General features: G+C 67.4%; 16 protein-coding genes. 13 read left to right on the forward strand and 3 right to left on the reverse strand.

Annotation, left to right across the window (positions count from 1 at the left end):
* Positions 1-3: 3 nt before the first annotated feature.
* The gene (locus tag XARJCFBP2528_RS06870; RefSeq protein WP_047124529.1) at positions 4-3,711 is read right to left on the reverse strand and encodes an indolepyruvate ferredoxin oxidoreductase family protein; all 3,708 of its coding nucleotides are present in this window, start codon (positions 3,709-3,711) and stop codon (positions 4-6) included.
* A 193-nt stretch (positions 3,712-3,904) separates the two neighbouring features.
* Between XARJCFBP2528_RS06870 and XARJCFBP2528_RS06875 the strand changes: the two genes are divergently transcribed.
* From XARJCFBP2528_RS06875 to XARJCFBP2528_RS06930, 12 genes are all read left to right on the forward strand, one after another.
* A complete protein-coding gene (locus XARJCFBP2528_RS06875) occupies positions 3,905-4,543 on the forward strand; it encodes a tetratricopeptide repeat protein (RefSeq protein WP_026064055.1) in 639 nt (212 codons plus the stop codon).
* Between the two features lie 716 nt (positions 4,544-5,259).
* A complete protein-coding gene (locus XARJCFBP2528_RS06880) occupies positions 5,260-6,177 on the forward strand; it encodes an AEC family transporter (protein WP_016904237.1) in 918 nt (305 codons plus the stop codon).
* A gap of 65 nt (positions 6,178-6,242) precedes the next feature.
* Complete coding sequence (locus XARJCFBP2528_RS06885) at positions 6,243-7,316, forward strand: hypothetical protein (RefSeq protein WP_026064753.1); 1,074 nt, start codon at positions 6,243-6,245, stop codon at positions 7,314-7,316.
* 152 nt (positions 7,317-7,468) lie between these two features.
* Positions 7,469-8,101, forward strand: a complete 633-nt coding sequence (locus tag XARJCFBP2528_RS06890) for a ParA family protein (protein ID WP_016904235.1) — start codon at positions 7,469-7,471, stop codon at positions 8,099-8,101.
* 14 nt (positions 8,102-8,115) lie between these two features.
* Positions 8,116-8,592, forward strand: a complete 477-nt coding sequence (locus XARJCFBP2528_RS06895) for a SixA phosphatase family protein (protein WP_016904234.1) — start codon at positions 8,116-8,118, stop codon at positions 8,590-8,592.
* Between the two features lie 3 nt (positions 8,593-8,595).
* Complete coding sequence (locus tag XARJCFBP2528_RS06900; protein ID WP_026064752.1) at positions 8,596-9,168, forward strand: YceI family protein; 573 nt, start codon at positions 8,596-8,598, stop codon at positions 9,166-9,168.
* Positions 9,165-11,186, forward strand: a complete 2,022-nt coding sequence (locus tag XARJCFBP2528_RS06905) for a phospholipase D family protein (protein WP_026064751.1) — start codon at positions 9,165-9,167, stop codon at positions 11,184-11,186. The genes XARJCFBP2528_RS06900 and XARJCFBP2528_RS06905 overlap by 4 nt, the downstream gene beginning before the upstream one ends.
* A gap of 265 nt (positions 11,187-11,451) precedes the next feature.
* The gene (locus tag XARJCFBP2528_RS06910) at positions 11,452-11,880 is read left to right on the forward strand and encodes a hotdog fold thioesterase (protein WP_016904231.1); all 429 of its coding nucleotides are present in this window, start codon (positions 11,452-11,454) and stop codon (positions 11,878-11,880) included.
* A 21-nt stretch (positions 11,881-11,901) separates the two neighbouring features.
* Positions 11,902-12,801, forward strand: a complete 900-nt coding sequence (locus XARJCFBP2528_RS06915; RefSeq protein ID WP_026064750.1) for a lysophospholipid acyltransferase family protein — start codon at positions 11,902-11,904, stop codon at positions 12,799-12,801.
* A 63-nt stretch (positions 12,802-12,864) separates the two neighbouring features.
* Complete coding sequence (locus XARJCFBP2528_RS06920; protein WP_016904229.1) at positions 12,865-13,851, forward strand: YheT family hydrolase; 987 nt, start codon at positions 12,865-12,867, stop codon at positions 13,849-13,851.
* Between the two features lie 58 nt (positions 13,852-13,909).
* Positions 13,910-15,982, forward strand: a complete 2,073-nt coding sequence (locus XARJCFBP2528_RS06925; RefSeq protein WP_016904228.1) for a tetratricopeptide repeat protein — start codon at positions 13,910-13,912, stop codon at positions 15,980-15,982.
* 657 nt (positions 15,983-16,639) lie between these two features.
* Positions 16,640-17,251, forward strand: a complete 612-nt coding sequence (locus tag XARJCFBP2528_RS06930) for a YbhB/YbcL family Raf kinase inhibitor-like protein (protein WP_047124530.1) — start codon at positions 16,640-16,642, stop codon at positions 17,249-17,251.
* Between the two features lie 106 nt (positions 17,252-17,357).
* Here the strand turns inward: XARJCFBP2528_RS06930 and XARJCFBP2528_RS06935 are convergent, their stop codons facing one another.
* Together XARJCFBP2528_RS06935 and XARJCFBP2528_RS06940 are read right to left on the reverse strand one after the other, a co-directional pair.
* Entirely contained in the window at positions 17,358-18,170 is an 813-nt protein-coding gene (locus XARJCFBP2528_RS06935) for an META domain-containing protein (RefSeq protein WP_047124531.1), read from the reverse strand.
* Positions 18,171-18,306: 136 nt separating this feature from the next.
* Positions 18,307-19,101, reverse strand: coding sequence for an undecaprenyl-diphosphate phosphatase (locus XARJCFBP2528_RS06940; protein ID WP_047124532.1), 795 nt, complete (start codon positions 19,099-19,101; stop codon positions 18,307-18,309).
* 221 nt (positions 19,102-19,322) lie between these two features.
* Between XARJCFBP2528_RS06940 and glnA the strand changes: the two genes are divergently transcribed.
* The gene (glnA, locus tag XARJCFBP2528_RS06945; RefSeq protein WP_016903411.1) at positions 19,323-20,732 is read left to right on the forward strand and encodes a type I glutamate--ammonia ligase; all 1,410 of its coding nucleotides are present in this window, start codon (positions 19,323-19,325) and stop codon (positions 20,730-20,732) included.
* Positions 20,733-20,998 lie beyond the last annotated feature (266 nt).

The raw sequence follows: 20,998 nt of genomic DNA on the forward strand, positions 1-20,998 counted from the left end.
GACCTACGCCGCCTGCACCACATGCAGGGCCTTGGGATTGCGCCACTGCACCAGCAGCGCCGCTTCGCGTGCCTTGGCTTCTTCCAGATGCGCGTGCTTGATATGCCCATAGCCGCGGATGTGCTCGGGAATGCTGGCGATCTGCGCGGCCAGGCCGACGTTGTCGGCATCCAGCCGTTGCAGCAGCGTGTCCACTGTCGCCACGTAATCGGCAATCAGCTGACGCTCGCCACGCCGTTCGGCGCTGTAGCCGAACACATCCAGCTTGCCGCCGCGCAGGAACTTCAGTCGCGCCAGCAGCTTGAAGGCAGTGAACATCCACGGCCCGTATTCGCGCTTGATCGCGTGGCCGTGCGCATCCTTCCTGGCCAACAGCGGCGGTGCCAGGTGGAAGCGCAGCGTGTAGTCGCCGTCGAACTGCTGCTGCAGCCGGCGCTGGAAGTCGCCACGCGTATACAGCCGCGCCACCTCGTATTCGTCCTTGTAGGCCATCAGCTTGAAGAAGTAACGCGCCACCGCCTCGCTCAACGCGCTGCTGCCGGGCGCCTGTTGCGCTTCGTGCGTGCGCACGCGCTCGACCAGGCTGCGATAGCGCTGTGCGTAGGCGGCATCCTGGTAGTCGGTCAGAAACGCAACGCGCCGCGCGATGGCTTCGTCCAGCGACTGCGCCAGCTGCTCGTCGTCGAGCGGATGCGTAGGCGCATCGACATCGCCATGCAGCGTGTTGCCGTCGCTCTGCGCCAGCGCATGCGGTGCGGTCTGCCCGCCAAGATCGTGTTCTTCCCAGCTGCCCGGTGCGCGCGCTGGCGGCGTATCGCCCTGTGCATGCGCACGCTCGCCACCCTTGCCCAACCCCGCTGCCTGCTGCACCGCCGGCAGATCGATCGCGGCCAGGCGCCCCCACGCAAACGCCTGCTGGTTCATCGCCACCGCCGCGCCATTGAGCTCGATCGCGCGCATCAGCGCGGCGTGCGACAACGGCACCAGCCCGTGTTGCCAGGCATAGCCAAGCACGAACAGGTTGCTGGCGATCGCATCGCCCAGCAGTGCGGTGGCCAGTTGCGTGGCATCCAGCAACAGCGGCTCCTGGCCGCCCAATGCGGTGCGCACGCCGGCAATGATCTCGGCGGCGGGGAACTGCAGATCCGGCTGGGTGGTGAAGTTGCCCGGCATCGCTTCGTAGGTGTTGAGCACCACCTGGGTGCGGCCGTCGCGCACCTTGGACAGGGCCCAATAATCGTTGACCACCACCATGTCGCAGCCCAGCACCAGATCCGCTTCGCCGGCCGCGATGCGCACCGCGTGGATATCGGCCGGTCGGCGCGCGATGCGGATATGCGTGGTCACCGCGCCGCCCTTCTGCGCCAGGCCGGTCTGGTCCAGCACCGTGGCGCCCTTGCCTTCCAGGTGCCCGGCCATGCCGAGCAATGCGCCGATGGTCACCACGCCGGTACCGCCGACGCCGGTGATCAGGATGTTCCAGGGCTGTTGCAGCGTGGTGCGTTGCGGCGGCGCGGGCAGGTTGCCCAGCAGGGCGCTGGCATCGCGCTGTTTGCCCTTGCGCGGCGCACCGCCATGCACGGTGACAAAGCTCGGGCAAAAGCCCGACACGCAGGAATAATCCTTGTTGCAATTGGATTGATCGATCTGCCGCTTGCGGCCGAATTCGGTCTCCTTGGGCAACACCGACACGCAGAAACTCTTTTCGCCGCAATCGCCGCAGCCTTCGCACACCAGCGAATTGATCATGACGCGCTTGGGCGGGTCGACCAGCTTGCCGCGCTTGCGGCGGCGGCGCTTTTCGGTGGCGCAGGTCTGGTCGTAGATCAGGATCGATACGCCCTTGATCGTGCGCAACTGCTGCTGCACCGCATCCAGTTCGCTGCGATCGTGGAACGTCACCTCGCTGGGGAAGCGCTCGCGCCGGCGCGTCCATTTGCCGATGTCGTCGCTGACCACCGCGATGGTGTGGATGCCTTCGGCGCGCAGCTGCTGCGCGATGTCCGGCACGGTGAGCGTGCCGTCCACCGGCTGGCCGCCGGTCATCGCCACCGCATCGTTGTAGAGGATCTTGTAGGTGATGTTGACGCCGCTGGCGACCGATTGCCGGATCGCCAGCGAGCCGCTGTGGAAATAGGTGCCGTCGCCCAGGTTCTGGAACACGTGCGGCGTTTCGGTGAACGGCGCCTGCCCCGACCAGGTCACGCCTTCCCCGCCCATATGGGTGAAGGTGTCGGTGGAGCGGTTCATCCAGGTCACCATGTAATGGCAACCGATGCCGCCCAGCGCACGCGAGCCTTCCGGCACCGCGGTGGAGGTGTTGTGCGGGCAGCCGGAGCAGTAATGCGGCACGCGCGGGAACAGCGCGCGCGGCAAGGCCATTTCGGCCTCCTTGCTGTCCATCCAGCGCAGCCGCTGTTCGATCGACTCGGTCATCGCGCTGGACGGCAGTGCAAAGCGCTGGATGCGCTTGCCGATCACCGCCGCGATCGTGGCCGGAGTCAACTCGCCGGTGGACGGCAGGATCCATTCGCCTTGCTCGTCGTACTTGCCGACGATGCTCGGCCGCGCACCGGCGCTGGCCGGCCAGTTGTAGAACAGCTCCTTCATCTGGCGCTCGATGAAGGCCTTTTTCTCTTCCACCACCACGATGTCGTCGAGCCCGCGCGCGAACGCGCTGATGCCCACCGGCTCCAGTGGCCAGGTCATGCCGACCTTGTACACGCGGATGCCGATCTGCGCGCAGGCCTGCGCATCCAGGCCCAGGTATTCCAGCGCCTGCAGCACGTCCAGATAGCTCTTGCCGGTGGTGACGATGCCCAGCCGCGCATGCGGCGAATCCAGCACCAGCTTGTCGATCTGGTTGGCGCGTGCAAATGCCTGTGCGGCGGCGATCGCATAGCGGTGCAGGCGCATTTCCTGATCCACCGGCGGGTCCGGCCAGCGGATGCTCAGGCCGCCCGGCGGCAGCGCAAAATCCTCCGGCAGCACGATGCTGCGTGCGAACGGATCCACATCCACCGAGGCCGACGACTCCACCGTCTCGGCAATGGTCTTGAAGCCGACCCAGCGCCCGGTATAGCGGCTCATCGCCCAACCGAGCAGGCCCATGTCCAGGATGTCCTGCACCCCGGCCGGGTTGAGGATCGGCATCATCGCGCTGACGAATTCTTCTTCCGAGCCGTGCGGCAGGGTGGAGCTGCGGCAGGCATGGTCGTCGGCGGCCAGTGCCAGCACGCCGCCATACGGCGAGGTGCCGGCGGCGTTGCCATGCTTGAACACATCGCCGCTGCGGTCCACGCCTGGGCCCTTGCCGTACCACATGCCGTAGACGCCCTGCACCTTGGCACCGGGGAACAGGTTGGTCTGCTGGGTGCCCCAGACCATGGTGGCGGCCAGGTCTTCGTTGAGGCCGGGGGTGAAGGTCACCCTGGCCGCGTCCAGATGCTTGCGCGCACGCCACAGCTCCAGGTCGAAACCGCCCAGCGGGCTGCCGCGATAGCCGCTGATGAAGCCGGCAGTCGCAAGGCCGGCGGCGTCATCGCGCAGGCGTTGCATCAACGGCAGCCGCACCAGCGCCTGCACACCGGACAAGTAGATGCGCCCATCGGCACGCGTGTACTTGTGCTCCAGCGTGTAATCCGCATCCACCTGGCCGAGCTCCGGCGTATTGGCAGAGTCGGGAGAAGAGAGTGCAGCAGTACTGGTCATGGCGTGCCCGGAAAGGGTGGCTGGGACCCGGTGCGTGTCATCTGAAACCAATGACCCGCCCGACGGATTCCAAAACGGCGGTGCAAAGTGTAACAGTCGCTCTTCACGCGCCCGTTGCATGCGGATGCACAGCCGTCGCGCTGCGGTTACGATGGGGACGGGAAGGATCGTTTGCTGTCAGGGGATAAAGCCAGTGAAAAGGAAATACGCATGGGCCGCGATGTTGGCCCTGCTCGGGGGCGTGTGGTCGATGGCGCAGGCGCAGAACCTGCCCAAGCCCAAGGAGTTCTATTTCGACGAAGATCGCGGCACCACCAAGGCCGTGGTCGCGGTGCAGGGGCAGGGCGATGCGGTGGTCGACCGCCTGGCGGCGATGGTGCAGCGTGACGCCCGCGCGGCCGAGCCGCGCGCGCAGCTCGCCTCGCTGGCCTATGCCGGTGGACGCACGCAGTTGGGCGACGAGCTCTACCAGGGTGCCCTGGGGCTGGTCTCCAACGGCAGCCAGCAATACCGCGCCATCACCTGGAACTACGGCTGGGATCTGTTGCGCGCCGACCAGCCCGACAAGGCCTTGCAGCAGTGGGCCAGCCTGGCCAACGGCCGTCCGGCCGCGCCGGCCTGGTTGCCGACCACTGCGGCGCTGGCGCTATGGCGCACCGGGCGTAAGCAGGAAGCGGTCGAGTGGTATGCCGCTGCAGTGCGCACCTGGCCGGATCGCTGGAGCAGCACCGCCAGCTACGCCACCCTGCTGCCGGATTGGCGCGAGGCCGAACGCGCCAGCCTGGCCGATGTCTTTGCGGCATGGCAGGCCAACCCGCCGGCGTTTCCGTAACTCGGCGGCGGCGCGCTGCAGAAAGCCCCGCAGCGCGTCGCTGTGCATCACGTCGCACGCCGTTTTGCGGCCGGCGCCAGCGGGCAACGCAGCCACCGCTCCAAGTCGATTGCTTCGGGTGTCGTGCTTCGAAGGATTGGTCAACGCTGATGGATCAGTTGTAGAGCGGATGATCTGCGGCTTGGCTGCAGGGCCCTTGCCCGCCCACCATCGCAGGACACGCCGCAAGTACGTCCATGTAGGCTCTTACGCGACATCCATGCCGCGTAAGGTCCCGCGACGGTGGGCGGGCAAGGACCTGTCGAGATGGTCGGTCTTTTGAAGCAGTCGCCCGTGCGATAGCTCAATCGTAGAGCGGTTGATCTGCGGCTTTGCTGCAGGGCCCTTGCCCGCCCACCATCGCGGGACACGCCGCAAGTACGTCCCTGTAGGCTCTTACGCGGCATCCATGCCGCGTAAGGTCCCGCGACGGTAGGCAGGCAAGGACCAGTCGAGATGGTCGGTGCACATGGTTAAGAGCAGTGCGTGATTCGCGTTGTTCGATAGTGATGGGCCGGATCCTAGAAGCGGCAAGCCTCGGCATGCCTGTCGCCAGGCGTTGAGCGAACGATCTGCGCCACGCGTGGGCACGCTCGCCGATCCAGACGGACGCCGATCCAGGCACGACGCTCACTATGCGATGCTGATTGCTGCTTTCCCACGGACCTGACCACGCCATGGCAGTGGATGCATTTGCGTTGATTCTGGCGATGTTGGGGCTGGGCCTGCTGTTCGCGCGCTTGCGGGTGCTGCCGGACAACAGCGCCGATGTACTCAATCGCATCGTGCTGTACATCTGCCTGCCAGCCTCGGTGCTGACCTATGTGCCGCGGTTGCACCTGGATGCCTCGCTGGGTGGGGTGATCGCCACCCCGTGGCTGCTGACCGCAATCATCGTGCCGCTGCTGTGGGGCTGCAGCCGCCTGTTCCGGTTCAAGCGCGAGGAATACGCCGCGCTGCTGATGTGCGTGGTGTTCACCAACTCCAGCTTCATCGGCTTTCCGATGGTGCGCGCGTTGATCGGCGATCACGCCCTGCCGTATGCGGTGGTCTACGACCAGTTCGGCACCTTCGTGCTGTTATCGACGTTCGGGCTGTATGTGCTGGCCCGCTACAGCGGCGACACTCCGCCGACCGCGAAGCTGATCCTGTTGCGCGTGCTGCGCTTCCCGCCGCTATGGGCATTGCTGTTTGCATTGACCGTGATGCCGGAACAGCCGCCGACCTGGATCGGCGCGGGCTTGAAGAGCCTGGCCGACGCGATGCTGCCGCTGGTGATGCTGGCGGTGGGCTTCTCGCTGCAGTTGCGCCTGCCTGCGGACGAACTCAAACCCTTGGCGGTGGGCCTGGCCTTCAAGTTGGCAGTGATGCCGATCCTGGCGTTGCCGCTGTCGTTGGCGCTCGGCCTGCATGGCGCGATGCTGCAGACCAACGTGCTCGAATCGGCCATGCCCACCATGATCACCGCCGCCGCGCTGGCCATCACGCATCGGCTGGCGCCGCGCCTGGCCGCAGCGATGGTCGGCTACAGCATCCTGCTGTCGCTGCTGACCCTGCCTGCATGGGCCTGGCTGTTGGCACGCCTGGTGGCTTGATAGGGCCTGGTCCGTATGAAATGCTGGCCCGCAACACTGCGCGCCCACATGGACAGGAGCAATACATGCACGGATATCGCTTGATCACCACGGCGCTGCTATGGCTTGGCAGCGTCTGCGCGGCACATTCGGCCATGGCGGCAGCGCCTGCGAGCACAGCGGCTGCGGCCAACGATCCGCTGGTGGATCAATGGGCACGCCAGGTCGGCCAGACCATGCAGGCACGCGTGCGCAGCATGGCGTCCAGCGGCGAGCCCAGGCAGCTGTATCTGGCCGGTCTGTTGTGGGTCGATGCCGAGGACGACGCGGCGTCGGCCGCAGACGGAGGCTATGCCCCCATCCAGCGGGTCTGGCTGCAGCGTGCCCTGGACGCGCGGCCGCGCGACCCGTTGGTGGCGCGCATGGAAGCCGCCGGTTGCGCACCTGCGTTGCGCTGTGACCCAGGCGCTGCGCTGGCTTTCCTGGAGCAGGCCGATGCCGGCAACTCCAGTGTGCATCTGCGTGCCTATACGGCTGCGCAGCGCCGCGGCGACCAGGCGGCTGCCGAGCGCGCCTGGCAGGCGGCCGTGCAGTCCGATCATTTCGACAGCGGTGCGCTGGCACTCGGCAAGGCTCTGCATGCCAGCTACGACGGCGTGCAATGGCCATCGCTGGCCTCGGTCAGCTTGCGCGCGCAACTCGACGCGCAAGGCATGCCCTCCACGGGCGCGGGCATGGCGGCGATGTTCGTGATGGGTGCCTGGTCTGCACATGCACTTCCGGCGCTGGGCGATCTGATGCGGCGCTGCAGCCCCACCGTTGCCACGCCCGCGTTACGCGACGAGTGCATGGCGGTGCTGAACAACGTGGCCAATGACGAGTCCACCTTGGCCACCGCCATGATCGGCAGCAGAGGCATGGCGGCACTGAGCAGCGGCGCCGATGCCACGCGCTGGCAGGCGCGGGTGCGGGAACTGCAGTGGCTGCAGCAGCAGGAGCAGCCCCGCGCGTCCACCGTCGATGGCATGTCCGACAAGTTGGAGGCCGTCCTGACGCAGGGCGAAGTGCCGGCGTTGCGTGCGCGGTTACAGCGTCAAGGCCTTGCAGTGCAGCCGCCAGCGGGTTGGCAGCCGGGCGCACCGGGCCACCAGACCCGCTGAGCCGCTTGGCCGGCGCATGTCACGGCGGCCATCCGCCAGCGGACGATGCTGCAGTGCGAGAGCGATCACCGGTGGACGTTTAACGCCTTTCGACTACTTCCTCACTTCGTCGCGGTGTACGCTGCCGGCTTGCTCCCGGAAGCGAGGCGTGCATGAAGACAGTCCTGGTGGCCGGCTCCAAAGGCGGCGTCGGCAAGACCACGATCGCCACCAATCTGGCCGCGCATGCGGCCTTGCAGGGCCAGCGCACCGTGCTGGCGGACGCCGATCCGCAAGGCTCGTCCACGCGCTGGGCGCAGCGTCGCGCCAGCCTGGAAAGTGCGGTGTTGCCGATCGACGCCACCCGCCGGCGCAACTGGCAGGCCGCGGTGCCCGATGGCACCGACCAGCTGGTCATCGATGCCCCGGCCGGTGCGATGGCCGATGACCTGAGCGGCTTCCTCGACCACGTCGATGCCATCGTGGTGCCGGTATTGTCCTCGGCGCTGGATATCGAAGCGGTGGTCGGATTCCTCAACACGCTGGCCAAGGTGCCGCGCGTGCATCAGCGCAAATTGCCGGTGGGCCTGGTGCTCAACCGCGCCCGTCCCTGGACCCAGACCTCGCAGCAAGCTGCCGAGATGATTGGCGCCTGGCCCTATCCCCTGGTAACCCAGCTGCGCGACACCCAGGCCTATGTGGTGATGGCCGGGTTGGGGCGCAGCCTGTTCGATTACCGCTCGGCGCAGGTGCGCGACCATCAACAGGACTGGGAGCCGCTGTTCAAGTGGCTCAAGAAGTCCTAGACCGGAGTGTTTTCATGCGCGAACTGATACTGCTGCGACACGCCCACGCCGAGCCGGCCGATACCGGCCAGGCCGATCTGGATCGCCCGTTGTCTCCGCACGGCATCGCCGAGGCCGAATCTGCCGGCCGCTGGCTGCGCGAGCAGCGCCTGGTGCCCGACCGCGTGCTGTGCTCGCCGGCGCGACGTGCGCGCGAGACGCTGGAAGCGGTGCTGGAACTCACCGGCTACATCGAACAACGCCTGGACGAGCGGATCTACGACGCCACGCCGGGCACCCTGGCCAGCCTGGTGGACGAACACCGCGATGCCGAGCGCCTGCTGCTGGTCGGCCACAACCCGGGCCTGGAACGGCTGGCCGCCTTGATGCACAGCGGCCAGACCGGCGACTACCGCGGCATGCCGACCGCCGCGATCGCCCTGCTGGCACTGCCGCTGGATGCGGCCATCGAACCGGGCATCGCCCGCCTGACCGCCTTCTGGTGGCCTTGATCCGTGTCATCGTCGCTGCGCTGGTTTGCCTGGCTCGCGCTCTGGGTCGCTCTTCCCTGCATGGCGCAGCAGAAGCTGCATTCCATCGATCCAGTGCAATCGCGCTTCGGGTTCGAGATCAGGACGCGCTTCGGCATGAAGATCGAGGGGTTCTTCCCGCGCTTTCGGGGTGAATTGGCGGAATTGCCCGACGGGCGCCAGCAGGTGCGCTTCCGTCTGGATGCCACGCAGGTGGAAATTCCGGGCAAGGACCGCTACACGGCGTGGATGCGCGGCGAGGATTTTTTCGACGTCGCGCAGTATCCGGTGGTGGAATTCGAGTCGTTTCCCTATACCGCGGAGGTGGTGAAGAAGGGCGGCGACATCACCGGCAACCTGACCATTCGCGGAATCACCCACGTCGAGACCCTGCACGTGGTGCCGGCTGAATGCGCGCGGCCGGGCTATGATTGCGATGTAATCAGTCGAGGTACGGTCCTGCGTGGACGTTACGGAATGAATGCGTGGCAGATGGCCCTGGGTGACAGGGTGACGTTCATTCTGCGTGGGCGGTTGCAGGAGGCGCGGCGCCCGTGAGGTTCCTGTTGAGGGTGCTTGTGCTGGCAACGCTGTTGCTCGGCACCGGATGCGCCGGCCTGTCGCAAATCGAACGCAACCGTGCCGCCGGGGTGGCGGCCGCTGCCCGCAGCACCGTGGTCAGCTGCACGCAGGCCAATCGTTGCGCCCAGCTCTCGCCGCTGCGCGCGCTGGGCGGCGAGGCGATCACCGCCTCCACGCCGGCCGCGCCGCGGCATTACGCCACCATCGTCGATCACGGCGAAGAATCGCTGGTGGCGCGGCTCAACCTGATCCGCAGCGCCACCCGCAGCATCGACCTGCAGACCTACATCTTCGACAAGGACGACAGCGCGCGGATGGTGCTGGATGCGTTGACCGATGCGGCGCAGCGCGGGGTCAAGGTGCGCATCCTGATCGATCAGCTCTCGGCGATCGCCGATCTGCAGATTCTCGGTGCGCTGGCCAGCACCCATGAAAACCTGCAGCTGCGCATCTACAACCCGACCTTCGGCAAGGTCAAACTCAATTACTTCGATTATGCCGGCAGCGTGGTGTGCTGTTTCCGCCGCTTCAACCAGCGCATGCACAACAAGCTGCTGGTGGTGGACGACGTGCTCGGCGTGGTCGGCGGGCGCAATTACCAGGACGACTATTACGACTGGGACAGCGAGTACAACTTCCGCGACCGCGACGTGATCCTGGCCGGGCCGGAAGTGCGCGCGATGGCGGCCAATTTCGATGCGTTCTGGCGTGCGCGCCGCAGCGTGCCGGCCGAACGTCTGAACGATGTCGGGCGCCTGCTGCTGGAGCAGGGCGCGCCCAAGATGCCGCCGGCCACGTTCCGCCGCCCCGATCGGGTGGAGCGGGTCGATCAGGAGGCGCGCGATCCGCAGTTCGTGCGCGATGCGTTCGTGACCCCGGCCATGCCGGTGCAGCGCGTGCTGTATGTGGCCGATCTGCCGCAGAAGCACCGCAAGGAGCACGCCGCCAAGGCGGTGTCCACCGCGCCCGAGCTGGACGGCCTGATTGCCGGCGCGCAGCAGGAAGTGCTGCTGCAGACGCCGTATCTGGTGCTGTCCGACGAGGCGCAGGCGATCTTCCGCGCATTGCGCCAGCGCCCGCAACCGCCGCGGATCGTGGTGTCGACCAATAGCCTGGCCGCCACCGACAACCCGATCGTGTATGCGCTGTCGTACAAGTTCAAACGCCGCAACATGCGCGAGCTGGGCTTCAACGTCTACGAATTCAAGCCGTTCCCGCTGAACGCGCCGGTGGAGTACGCCAACCTGGTGCCCGATCCGCTCAACCCCGCGGCGGCCGAGCCGGCCGAAGACGATGGTCGGGTCAACCGGGTGATCGGCGGCAGTGCGGCCGGCAACGCCATGCGTGGCAGTGGTGGCGGTGGCGGTGGCACGGCCGGCACTGCGATCCGCGGCAGCGGGGGTGGCGCAGGCCGTGCGCCCGGCGGCAGCGAGGTCGATCGGCGCGTGCTGCGCACCGAGACACGGCCCTCGTTCCTGGGCACGCGCGCGGTCAACAAGCCGCTGCCGGTGACCCGTGCCGGTGCGCGCATGGGCCTGCATGCCAAGTCGTTGGTGGTGGACCGCCGCATCGGCGTGATCGGCACGCACAACTTCGATCCGCGCAGCGAGAACTACAACACCGAAGCGGCGGTGGTGATCGACGATGCGCGCTTTGCGCAGGCGCTGGCGGCCAGCATCGAGCGCGACATGGCCCCGGAAAACGCCTGGACCGTGGCCCCGCGCGAAAAGCCGCCGGTGCTGAGCGGATTGAACTACAGCGTGGGCAAGGTGTCCGAAGCCTTGCCGGTGCTGGATTTCTGGCCCTGGCGCTACGCCACCAATTACGAGTTCCAGCCGGGGCCGGGTTGCCCGTTCCCGCTCAAGCGCCAGGACCCGCAGTTCCGGCAGTGCTATGTGGCGGTAGGCGATTTCCCCGAGGTCAACGTCGGCCCGAAGTGGCTGCTGGTGCGGATGCTGACCGCCTTCGGTGCAGGATTGGTGCCGATCCTCTGATCGCAGCGGCGTGTCGACCCGGGCCGGCATCGAGACGTCTCGAGGCAGCCGGTGCATCGTGGAGTGCCGCACCGCTGCAATAGCGCGGTGCGCTGCAGTAGATGGGCGGCGCGCCACACACCGCCATCCGCCGAAGTCACCATCGCGGCCTGGCGTGCAGCGCCAGCCAAAGGCAGTTGCATCAGACCCCAGCGCCGCAGATGCTGTCCCGATTCCCGATTCCCGATTCCCGATTCCCGATTCCCCCAATCCCCAATCCCAGCCTATGACCTTCCGCGAACCCGTCGACCTGGCCGCCCTCAACGCCTCCAGCCGTGACACCCTGATCGAACATCTGGGCATCGTGTTCACCGCCGCCGGCGACGACTGGTTGAGCGCCACCATGCCGGTGGATGCGCGCACCAAGCAGCCGTATGGCCTGCTGCACGGTGGTGCGTCGGTGGTGCTGGCCGAAACCCTGGGCAGTAGCGCCGGCAACCTGTGCGTGGATATGACCGCGCAGATGTGCGTCGGGCTGGAGATCAATGCCAATCACCTGCGCGCCGCCACCGATGGCCTGGTCACCGGCACCGCGCGCGCGGTGCATGTGGGGCGCAGCACCCAGGTCTGGGACATCACCATCGAAAATCCGGCCGGCAAGCGCGTCTGCGTCTCGCGGCTGACCCTGGCCGTGGTCCCGCGCAGCAATGGCTGAGCACGCCGTGCAAGTGCATGGGTGGAACAGCGCCACCCGCTGCGGGCACTGCGCGCAGGCCACGCTGCTGTCACAATAGTTGCGCTTCCTTCCCCTGGTACCGGTCCCGTTCCGTCAATGAGCGAGTCATCCCTGGACGCCACGCGCGACGCTGGCAGCGTGCTGCGTTGGTTCCGGTACCTGTATCGGGTGCCGTTGTTGCTGATGCATCTGAGCATCTGCCTGCCGATCACCATGCTGTGCGTGGTGGCGCCGCCGCTGGCGCGCATCCGTACCGGGCGCGACGACACCCTGGACGAGCTGATGATCCGTTGGTGGCAGGGCAACCTGATGCGCATCTTCGGCTTCCGCCTGCGGCGCTTCGGCACCCCGCTGCCGGGCGCGACCCTGTTCGTGGCCAACCACGTCAGCTGGGTCGACATCTCGATGCTGCACAGCCAGCGCGTCATGGGCTTTGTGGCCAAGCGCGAGATCGCCGGCTGGCCACTGGTCGGCTGGCTGGCGACCAAGGGCCAGACCATCTTCCATCAGCGCGGCAATACCGAATCGCTGGGCGGGGTGCTGCAGGAAATGCTGCTGCGCCTGCGCAGCGGCAAGCCGGTGGGCGTGTTCCCCGAAGGCCGCACCCGTGGCGGTACCGAAGTCGGCCCGTTCCACGCACGCATCTTCCAGGCCGCGGTCGAGGCCGGCGTGCCGGTGCAGCCGGTGGCACTGCGCTACGGCGAGCGCGGCAATGCGCAGGCAGTGGTGGCGTTCGGCGAGCGCGAGAGTTTCTTCGCCAATATCGTGCGTCTGCTCGGTGAGCCGTCGCGGCTGGCCGAGGTGCATTTTCTCGAGCCGATCCGCGCGCTGGATATCGAAGGACGCCGCCGCCTGGCCGATACCTCGCGGCAACGCATCATTGCGGCAATGGAGTCCTGAGCCGACGATGCAAGCGCTCATCACCCCTGCGGCCTGCACCCCCTTGTCTGGCCCGATGAGCGCATGAACGCCTCCGACTATCTGCCGCCGCGCTGGCTGCGCAATCCGCATGTGCAATCGGTGCTGGGCAGCAGCGCCTTGCGCCGGCTCCGTAGCCGCCAGTTGCTGGCCGCCAGCGGCGCGGTCACCAGCGAACACATTCTCGACGGCGGCGACGGCGTGCGCCTGCAGGGCTGGATGAGCATCCCACCCGGCGATGCACCGGTGCGCGGCACGGTGCTGCTGCTGCACGGCTGGGAAGGCAGCGCTGACTCCAATTACATGCGACTGACAGCCGCGCGCCTGCTCGGCCTGGGCTATCAGGTGTTCCGGCTGAATTTCCGCGACCACGGCGGCACGCACCACCTCAACGTGGACCTGTTCCACTCCGATCGCATCGAGGAAGTGGTCAATGCGGCGGGCGATCTGTGGCGGCGGTTTCCCGCGCCGCAGCTGCTGGCGGCGGGCTATTCGCTGGGCGGCAATTTCGCATTGCGGCTGGCGCTGCGGGCACCGGCGGCCGGGCTGCCGCTGGCGCGCGTGGCGGCGGTGTGCCCGTTGCTGGATCCGGCGGCGACGATGCTGCAGCTGGAGAAGGGCCCGCAGTTCTACGATTGGTATTTCCGCCGCAAATGGCGCGAGTCGCTGCTGCGCAAGCGCAAGCTGTTCCCCGATCAGCACGGCTACGACGACGCCACGCTGGCGCTGGACATGCGCGGGTTGATGGCCTGGCTGGCCGAGCAGCACACCGGGCATGGCTCGCTGGAAGCGTATTTCGACAGTTATTCGATCGCCGGCGAGCGCCTGGCCGGCCTGCAGGTGCCGGTGGACATCCTGATGGCCGAAGACGACCCGGTCATTCCGTTCGAGGATTTCGCCGCCTGGCAGCTGCCGGCGCATGCGCAGCTGGAAATCGCGCGCTGGGGCGGCCACTGCGGCTTTCTGGAAAATGCCCGCGGCGATGGTTTCGCCGAACGCTGGGTGGCCGAGCGGCTGGCGGCGCAGGCGTAGGTCGGCGCCACCCCGCGCATCGTTACAATAGGCGTTTGTCCTGGACACGCCCTCCGCCATGCAAGACGCCATTCTCCAAGCCCTGCGCCGCAATGCGGCCGACGATGCGGTGGCGCTGGCCCGCGAGTGGGTCCTCAGCGCTCCCGAAAACGCCGCCACGCATCGCTGGCTGGGCCTGGCCCTGCAGCAGCAGGGTCAACCGGCGCTGGCGCTGGCCAGCATCGAAACCGCGCTGACGCTGACGCCGGAAGATGCCGATCTGCATCTGCTGCGCGCCGGCCTGCTGCTGGCGATGCGCGAGCTGTCGGCAGCGGACGACGCGTTGTCGCGCACCACCGCGCTCGACCCCAACCAGTTCAACGCTTACGTGATGCAGGCGCATCTGGCGGTGGCGCGCGGCGATCTGGATGAGGCGCAGCGGCTGAGCCGCACTGCCGCGCGTTTGGCGCCCGAGCACCCGCAGTTGCTGGCCGTCGATGGCGTGGTGGAACTGCGCCGCGGCCAGGGCGATCGCGCGCTGTCGCTGCTGACCCGCGCCGCCGAGCAACTGCCCGACGACCCGAGGGTGATGTTCGCGCTGGGCTTTGCGTATCTGCAGAAGGAGCATTTTGCGTTTGCCGAGCGCGCCTTCGAGCGCGTGGTCGAGCTCAATCCGCCCGGCACCGCGCTACGCGCCTTCATCGCCCAACTGGCCCAGCGCCAGGGCCGCCTGGACGACGCGCTGGCCGCGATGCAGGGCGTGTTCGCCCAGCCCGGCGGCGATCTCCCGGCCATGCGCCGGCTCGCCGGCGAGATGGAATTGCAGGCCGGCCGCCCCGACCAGGCCGCCGCGCACCTGCGCCTGGCGCTGGCGCACTGGCCGGCCGACCGCCGCACCTTGCATGCCTTGCTGACCGCCTGGGAGCGGCTGGGCGCCGTGGACGATGCGCGCGACACCCTGGACGCGGCGCTGGCCACCTCGGCCAATGCGCACGACCTGTGGCTGGCGCGGCTGGCGGTGGAGCCGGTCGGCGGGCCGCAGGCGCAGGCGGTGATCGAGCGCTGGCTGCTGGCCATGCCCGAGCATCTGCCGGCACTGGAAGCGCTGATGCGCGTGCACGACATGCAGGGCCATGCCGAACAGGCGGAGATGGTGGCGCGCCAGATCGTGGCGGTGGAGCCGGGCCGCATCAGCGGCGAGCAGCGCATCGTCGAGGCGCTGCTGGAGCGCGACCCGCCGGCGGCGATCGCCTGCGTGCAATCGCTGATCGACTCGCTGCCCGAGCCCCAGCAGACCGTGCTGCGGCCGTGGCTGGGCAATGTGCAGGACCGCGCCGGCCAGCCCGACGCCGCCGTGGCGACCTGGATGCAGTTCCAGCGCGAACAGGCCCAGCACCGCCTGCCGTTGCCACCGCTGGCCGCCAAGCATCCGATGCAATGGCCGGAGCTGGGGACCATTCCCGAGACGGTGACGGCACGGCCGCTGTTCGTATGGGGCACACCCGGCTCGCATGTCGAACGCCTGGTCGCGGTGATGGGCGCGGCCACCCCGTTGGTGCGCGACGACCGTTATGGCAGCACGCCGCCGTCCGATGCGCTGCAGAGTTACCGCACTGTCGAGCAGCTGGCGTCCGGCGAGCTGGCGCCGATGGCGCTGGTGGAAGGCTGGAAGGCGCAACTACCGCGGCGCGGTATCGACGACGGCAACGTCATCGACTGGCTGCTGTGGTGGGACAACACCTTGCTGACCGCGCTGCGCCCGCACCTGCCCGAAGGCCGGCTGGCGATCGCGCTGCGCGACCCGCGCGACATGCTGCTGGACTGGCTGTCGGCCGGCGCGCCGGCTCCGCTGGCCGTGCAATCGCCGCAACAGGCCGCCGACTGGCTGTTGACCGCGCTGGAACAGCTCGCGGTGCTGCACGAGCGCGATCTGTATCCGCACCGGATCATCCGCCTGGACGGCATCGAGAGCGACCCGCAAGGCATTTCCACCGCGCTGGAACAGGCGTTCGGCCTGCGCTTTCCGTTGGTCGAACCGCGCGGCCCGGCCCGCCTGGCCACGGGTCGCTGGCGCAACTACCGCAACGTACTGGGCGCGCAATTCGATCTGCTCACGCTGATCGCGGTGCGCTTCGGCTACCCGCAGGACTGAGCGCCGCTCAGCACGGCTGCGCTCACTGCCCGGTGGGCGCGGCCGACGCCCGTGCGGCATGCCTTCGGCAGCGCAGCCCGCACTTCCCTGTAGGAGCGGCCCCGGCCGCGACGAGGCGTTACCGATGGACGCGGCCACCGACGATGCGTCGCCACCGAATGATGTGGCTTTACCGATAACGCCCCGTCGCGGCCAGGTCCGCTCCTACAACAGTCGGGGCAGATTGGCCGGCGAACGAATATGGCGCTCACTGCCCGGTGGGCGCGGCCGGCGCCCGGGGCGTCCTTCGGCGGCGCAGCCCGCACCACCTCGTAGGAGCGGCCCCGGCCGCGACGAGGCGTTACCGATGGACGCGGCACTGACGATGCGTCGCCACCGAATGAGGTGGCTTTACCGATACCGCCCCCGTCGCGGCCGGGTCCGCTCCTACGCTCGGTGCGGATTGGCCGGCTGAATATGGCGCTCCCTGCTACGCGCACGCGGGCGCTGCAGTGTCCACGTTGCCGATGCACGATCACGTGGCCGCGGCGTTCGCCGGCGTGGTGAACCGGCCGCGATAAACCCGGTCGGGCGCACCAGAGGGTTCCATGGCGATGGCTTCCTCTGCGGCGCGGACCCAGGCACCCTGGTCGGCCTCATTGCCCCGGAGACTCCTGCATGCGCCTGACCAGCAACAGCATCGAAAACGGCAAGCCCATCGCGGTGGAATTTGCCGCCGGAACGCCCGAGGGCTTTGCGCCCAACCGCAACCCGCATCTGGCCTGGAGCGAGGTGCCTGGCGGCACACGCTCGTTCGCGCTGCTGTGCCTGGACCCGGATGTGCCGACCGTGCCGGAAACCGTGGGCCGCGACGATGTGCAGATTCCGGTCGATCAGCCACGCACCGATTTTGTGCATTGGGCCATGGCCGATATCCCCGCCGACGTGCATGAGATCGCCGCAGGCAGCTGCAGCGATGGCTTCGTCCCCAAGGGCAAGCAGCAGCCGGCCGGCCCGGCCGGTGCGCGCCAGGGCCTGAATTCGTATACCGAATGGTTCGCCGGCAATGCCGACATGGCCGGCAATTATCTGGGCTACGACGGCCCGTACCCGCCGTTCAACGACCTGCGGGTGCACCGTTATTTCTTCCGCGTGTTTGCGCTGGACGTGGCGCAGCTCAGCCTGCCCGAGACCTTCACCGCGGCCGATGTGCTGTCGGCGATCCAGGGCCACGTGCTGGCCGAGGCGGCGTTGCACGGCACCTACACGCTGAATCCGGCGCTGCGCTGACGGCAACGAATGGTTCTGCGCCGCCGGTCAGTGGGCGCGGGGCCGGTTGTGGCCCATGGTGACCTGGTGCGTGCGGCGTCAATCGCACGATCGCCGCCACACCGGGTCAACCGTTGGCTTCGATCATCTGCTCGAGCACGTACACCGGCGCGCCGTCCGTGCCTGCGGCGGCCGGGTAGCGGGTGACCCGCAGCAGGGTGCGGATGCCGGCTTCGTGCTCGAAGCCTTCGATCTTGCCCTCGAAGACTTGCCAGGTCTGGGTGACAGGCTGCCCTGCCGCATCCTGCTCGCGCAGTTGCAGGCATTGGCGCGCCGGGTCGGACCCACATGCCACGGTGTCGGCCGCCACTTCGATCAGCAGCGTCTGGCTGGGGCCACCGTAGCGTGTGTCGGCCGTGGCGACACCGCCGAACACCAGCCGGGTGCCGTCGCTGCGGGTCAGGGTCAGCTGTGGCGAGGTCTGCGCGGTGTTCAGCGCCACCGCGAAGCGGCCGGACAGCAACTCGCTGGCGGCGCGCTCCTGGGCCATCCGCCGCGGTTGCGCGCACAGGCGTTTGCTCGACACCACCCGGCCGATCTGCAAATGCGCCTGCGCCACGCTGTAGTCGGCGCCCAATGCGTTGCAGGTCTGGCTGACCTGGATGCGGTGATCGCTGAAATCCAGCTGCAAGGGCGGTGTGCCAGCGACGAACAGGCTACCCAAGGCGGTGCCGTGCGCATCGCTGGCCTGCTGCAGCTGCCAGTGTTGCGCCCGCAACGCGGCCTGCAGTGGCGCGTTGTCGGCGGCGATTGAGCTGGTCGTGGCCGGCTCGGCGGCAGCGGCGTCGGCGCTGGATCCGGGTGCCTGCGGCGGAGTGCTCGACCCGCAGGCCGTCACGCCCGCTGCCAGCAGTGCAGGGGCAAACAACACGGCACGCATGCGGCGGCTCCCGGTGATCGATATGTCAGTGATACCGCCACCGCGCGGCCGGGGCAATGACGCAAGTCACTGCCCGGCCATGTGCCTCGCATGCCGCGCCGGCTTAGCTGGCACGACACGCGACCGCGTGGCCGTCTCAGGCCAGCGCCGGCAGCCACAGCAGCAGGGCCGCGCCCAGCACGATGCGGTAGACCGCAAACACGGTGAAGCGGTGCTTCTTGATGTAGCCCAGCAGCCACTTCACCACCACAAAGCCGGTGATGGTCGCCGCCACGAAGGCCACTGCCACATCGGCCCAGTTCTCGCTGCCGAAGCCACCTTCCTTGTACATCTCCAGCAGGGCATACCCGCTGGCCGCGAACATGGTCGGGATGCCCACCATGAACACGAAATCCGCCGCCGCCGAGCGCTTGCTCAGGCCCAGCAGCATGGCCAGGAAGATCGCCGAGGCCGAGCGCGAGGTGCCGGGGAACACACCGGCCACCACCTGCGCCAGACCGACCGCGATGGCCACTTTCCAGGTCACCACGTCGCGCTCGGGCAATTTGCCGGCAAAGTGCTCGGCCACCAGCATCCATAGCCCGCCGATCAGCAGCGCCCAGGCCACCGGATGCACGGTTTCCGGCAGCTGCCAGCCGGCCTTGCGCACGATCAGCCCGACTACCGCGGTAACCAGGAAGGCCACGCCGATCTTGAGCACGTAGTCGCGGTTGTCGCGCTGACCCAGGCCGGTGGCCAGGGTCCACAGCTTCTGCCGCAGCGCCAGGCAGATCGCCAGGATCGCGCCGGCCTGGATGACGATATTGAAGAAGTCAGAACGGCGTCCGAGCCATTGTTCGGCGATCAGCAGGTGGCCGGTGCTGGAGATCGGCAGGAATTCGGTGAGGCCTTCGAGAATGCCCAACAGCAGGGCGGAAATCAGATCGGACATCGGACTGGAGAGGGGATGGGGGAGGCGCCAGGATAGTGCATTGCGGCATGCGCCATATCGGTGCACCATGCGATTGCTTAGCACCTAAAAGGTGCTAGCTAGACGTGAGCGGCCTCAAGCGATGCAAGCAAAATCAAGGACTTGTGAAGATCCGGCGCTTGGCATGGTCCCTGCTGTAGTTCCGCTCACGAGCCACTTAACTCCTGCAGAGGTTTCTTCCGATGTCCGTGGAAAATGTTGAAAAGCTGATCAAGGACAACAAGGTCGAGTTTGTCGACCTGCGCTTCGTCGATATGCGTGGTGTACAGCAGCACATCACCTTCCCGGCCAACATCATCGAGCCGGCGCTGTTCGAAGAAGGCAAGATGTTCGACGGCAGCTCGATCGCGGGTTGGAAGGGCATCAACGAGTCGGACATGGTTCTGCTCCCGGACGCCGGCACTGCGTATCTGGATCCGTTCTTCGCCGATCCGACCATCGTGCTGACCTGCGACATCCTTGATCCGGCCACCATGCAGAGCTATGAGCGCGACCCGCGCGGCATCGCCAAGCGTGCCGAGGCTTACCTGAAGTCCTCCGGTACCGCCGACCAGGCGTTCTTCGGCCCGGAGCCGGAATTCTTCATCTTCGATTCGGTGCGTTTTGCCAACGACATGGGCCACACCTTCTTCCAGGTCGGCTCGGAAGAGGCTGCCTGGAACACCGGCGCCAAGTACGACGGCGGCAACAGCGGCTACCGTCCGGGCGTGAAGGGCGGCTACTTCCCGGTCCCGCCGACCGACACGCTGCACGACCTGCGCGCGGAAATGATCAAGACGCTGGAACAGGTCGGCATCGAGACCGAGGTGCACCACCACGAAGTGGCCACCGCCGGCCAGTGCGAGATCGGCACCAAGTTCAGCTCGCTGGTGCAGAAGGCCGACGAACTGCTGACGATGAAGTACATCATCAAGAACGTCGCCTACCGCAACGGCAAGACCGCGACCTTCATGCCCAAGCCCATCGTGGGCGACAACGGCTCGGGCATGCACGTGCACCAGTCGCTGACCAAGGGCGGCGTCAACCTGTTCTCCGGCGACGGCTACGGCGGCCTGTCGCAGATGGCGCTGTGGTACATCGGCGGCATCTTCAAGCACGCACGTGCGATCAACGCCTTCTCCAACTCCGGCACCAACAGCTACAAGCGCCTGGTCCCGGGCTTCGAGGCGCCGGTGATGCTGGCCTATTCGGCCCGCAACCGCTCGGCCTCGTGCCGCATTCCGTGGGTCACCAACCCGAAGGCGCGTCGCATCGAAATGCGCTTCCCCGATCCGTTGCAGTCCGGCTACCTGACCTTCACCGCGCTGATGATGGCCGGCCTGGACGGCATCAAGAACCAGATCGACCCGGGCGCGCCGAGCGACAAGGACCTGTACGACCTGCCGCCGGAAGAAGAGAAGCTGATCCCGCAGGTCTGCTCCAGCCTGGATCAGGCGCTGGAAGCGCTGGACAAGGACCGCGAGTTCCTCAAGGCCGGCGGTGTGATGAGCGACGACTTCATCGACGGCTACATCGCGCTGAAGATGCAGGAAGTCACCAAGTTCCGTGCTGCGACCCACCCGTTGGAGTACCAGCTGTACTACGGCAACTGAGTTCCACCGCGGTGATGGCGGAGGCCCCCCCTCCCACCTCCGCCATCGCCGCACATGTTTGATCGCTCCACGGCACCGGCCGGGGAGCGAAGGGGTATTGAGAGAGCACACAGTTCGCGACGCGCGGGCCTGACCTCTCCCACGGGGCGGATGTATCTGCATCGGCCGAGGTCTGCGTAATCGCGAACGCGCGGATGCCGGGGTTGGCATCCAGGTGAATGACACCGCCGGGCGGCGCAATGCCGGCCGGTCTTTTCCACCATTCG

Origin of the sequence: Xanthomonas arboricola pv. juglandis (assembly GCF_001013475.1) — a bacterium.
GTDB classification, from domain to species: Bacteria; Pseudomonadota; Gammaproteobacteria; order Xanthomonadales; family Xanthomonadaceae; genus Xanthomonas; species Xanthomonas arboricola.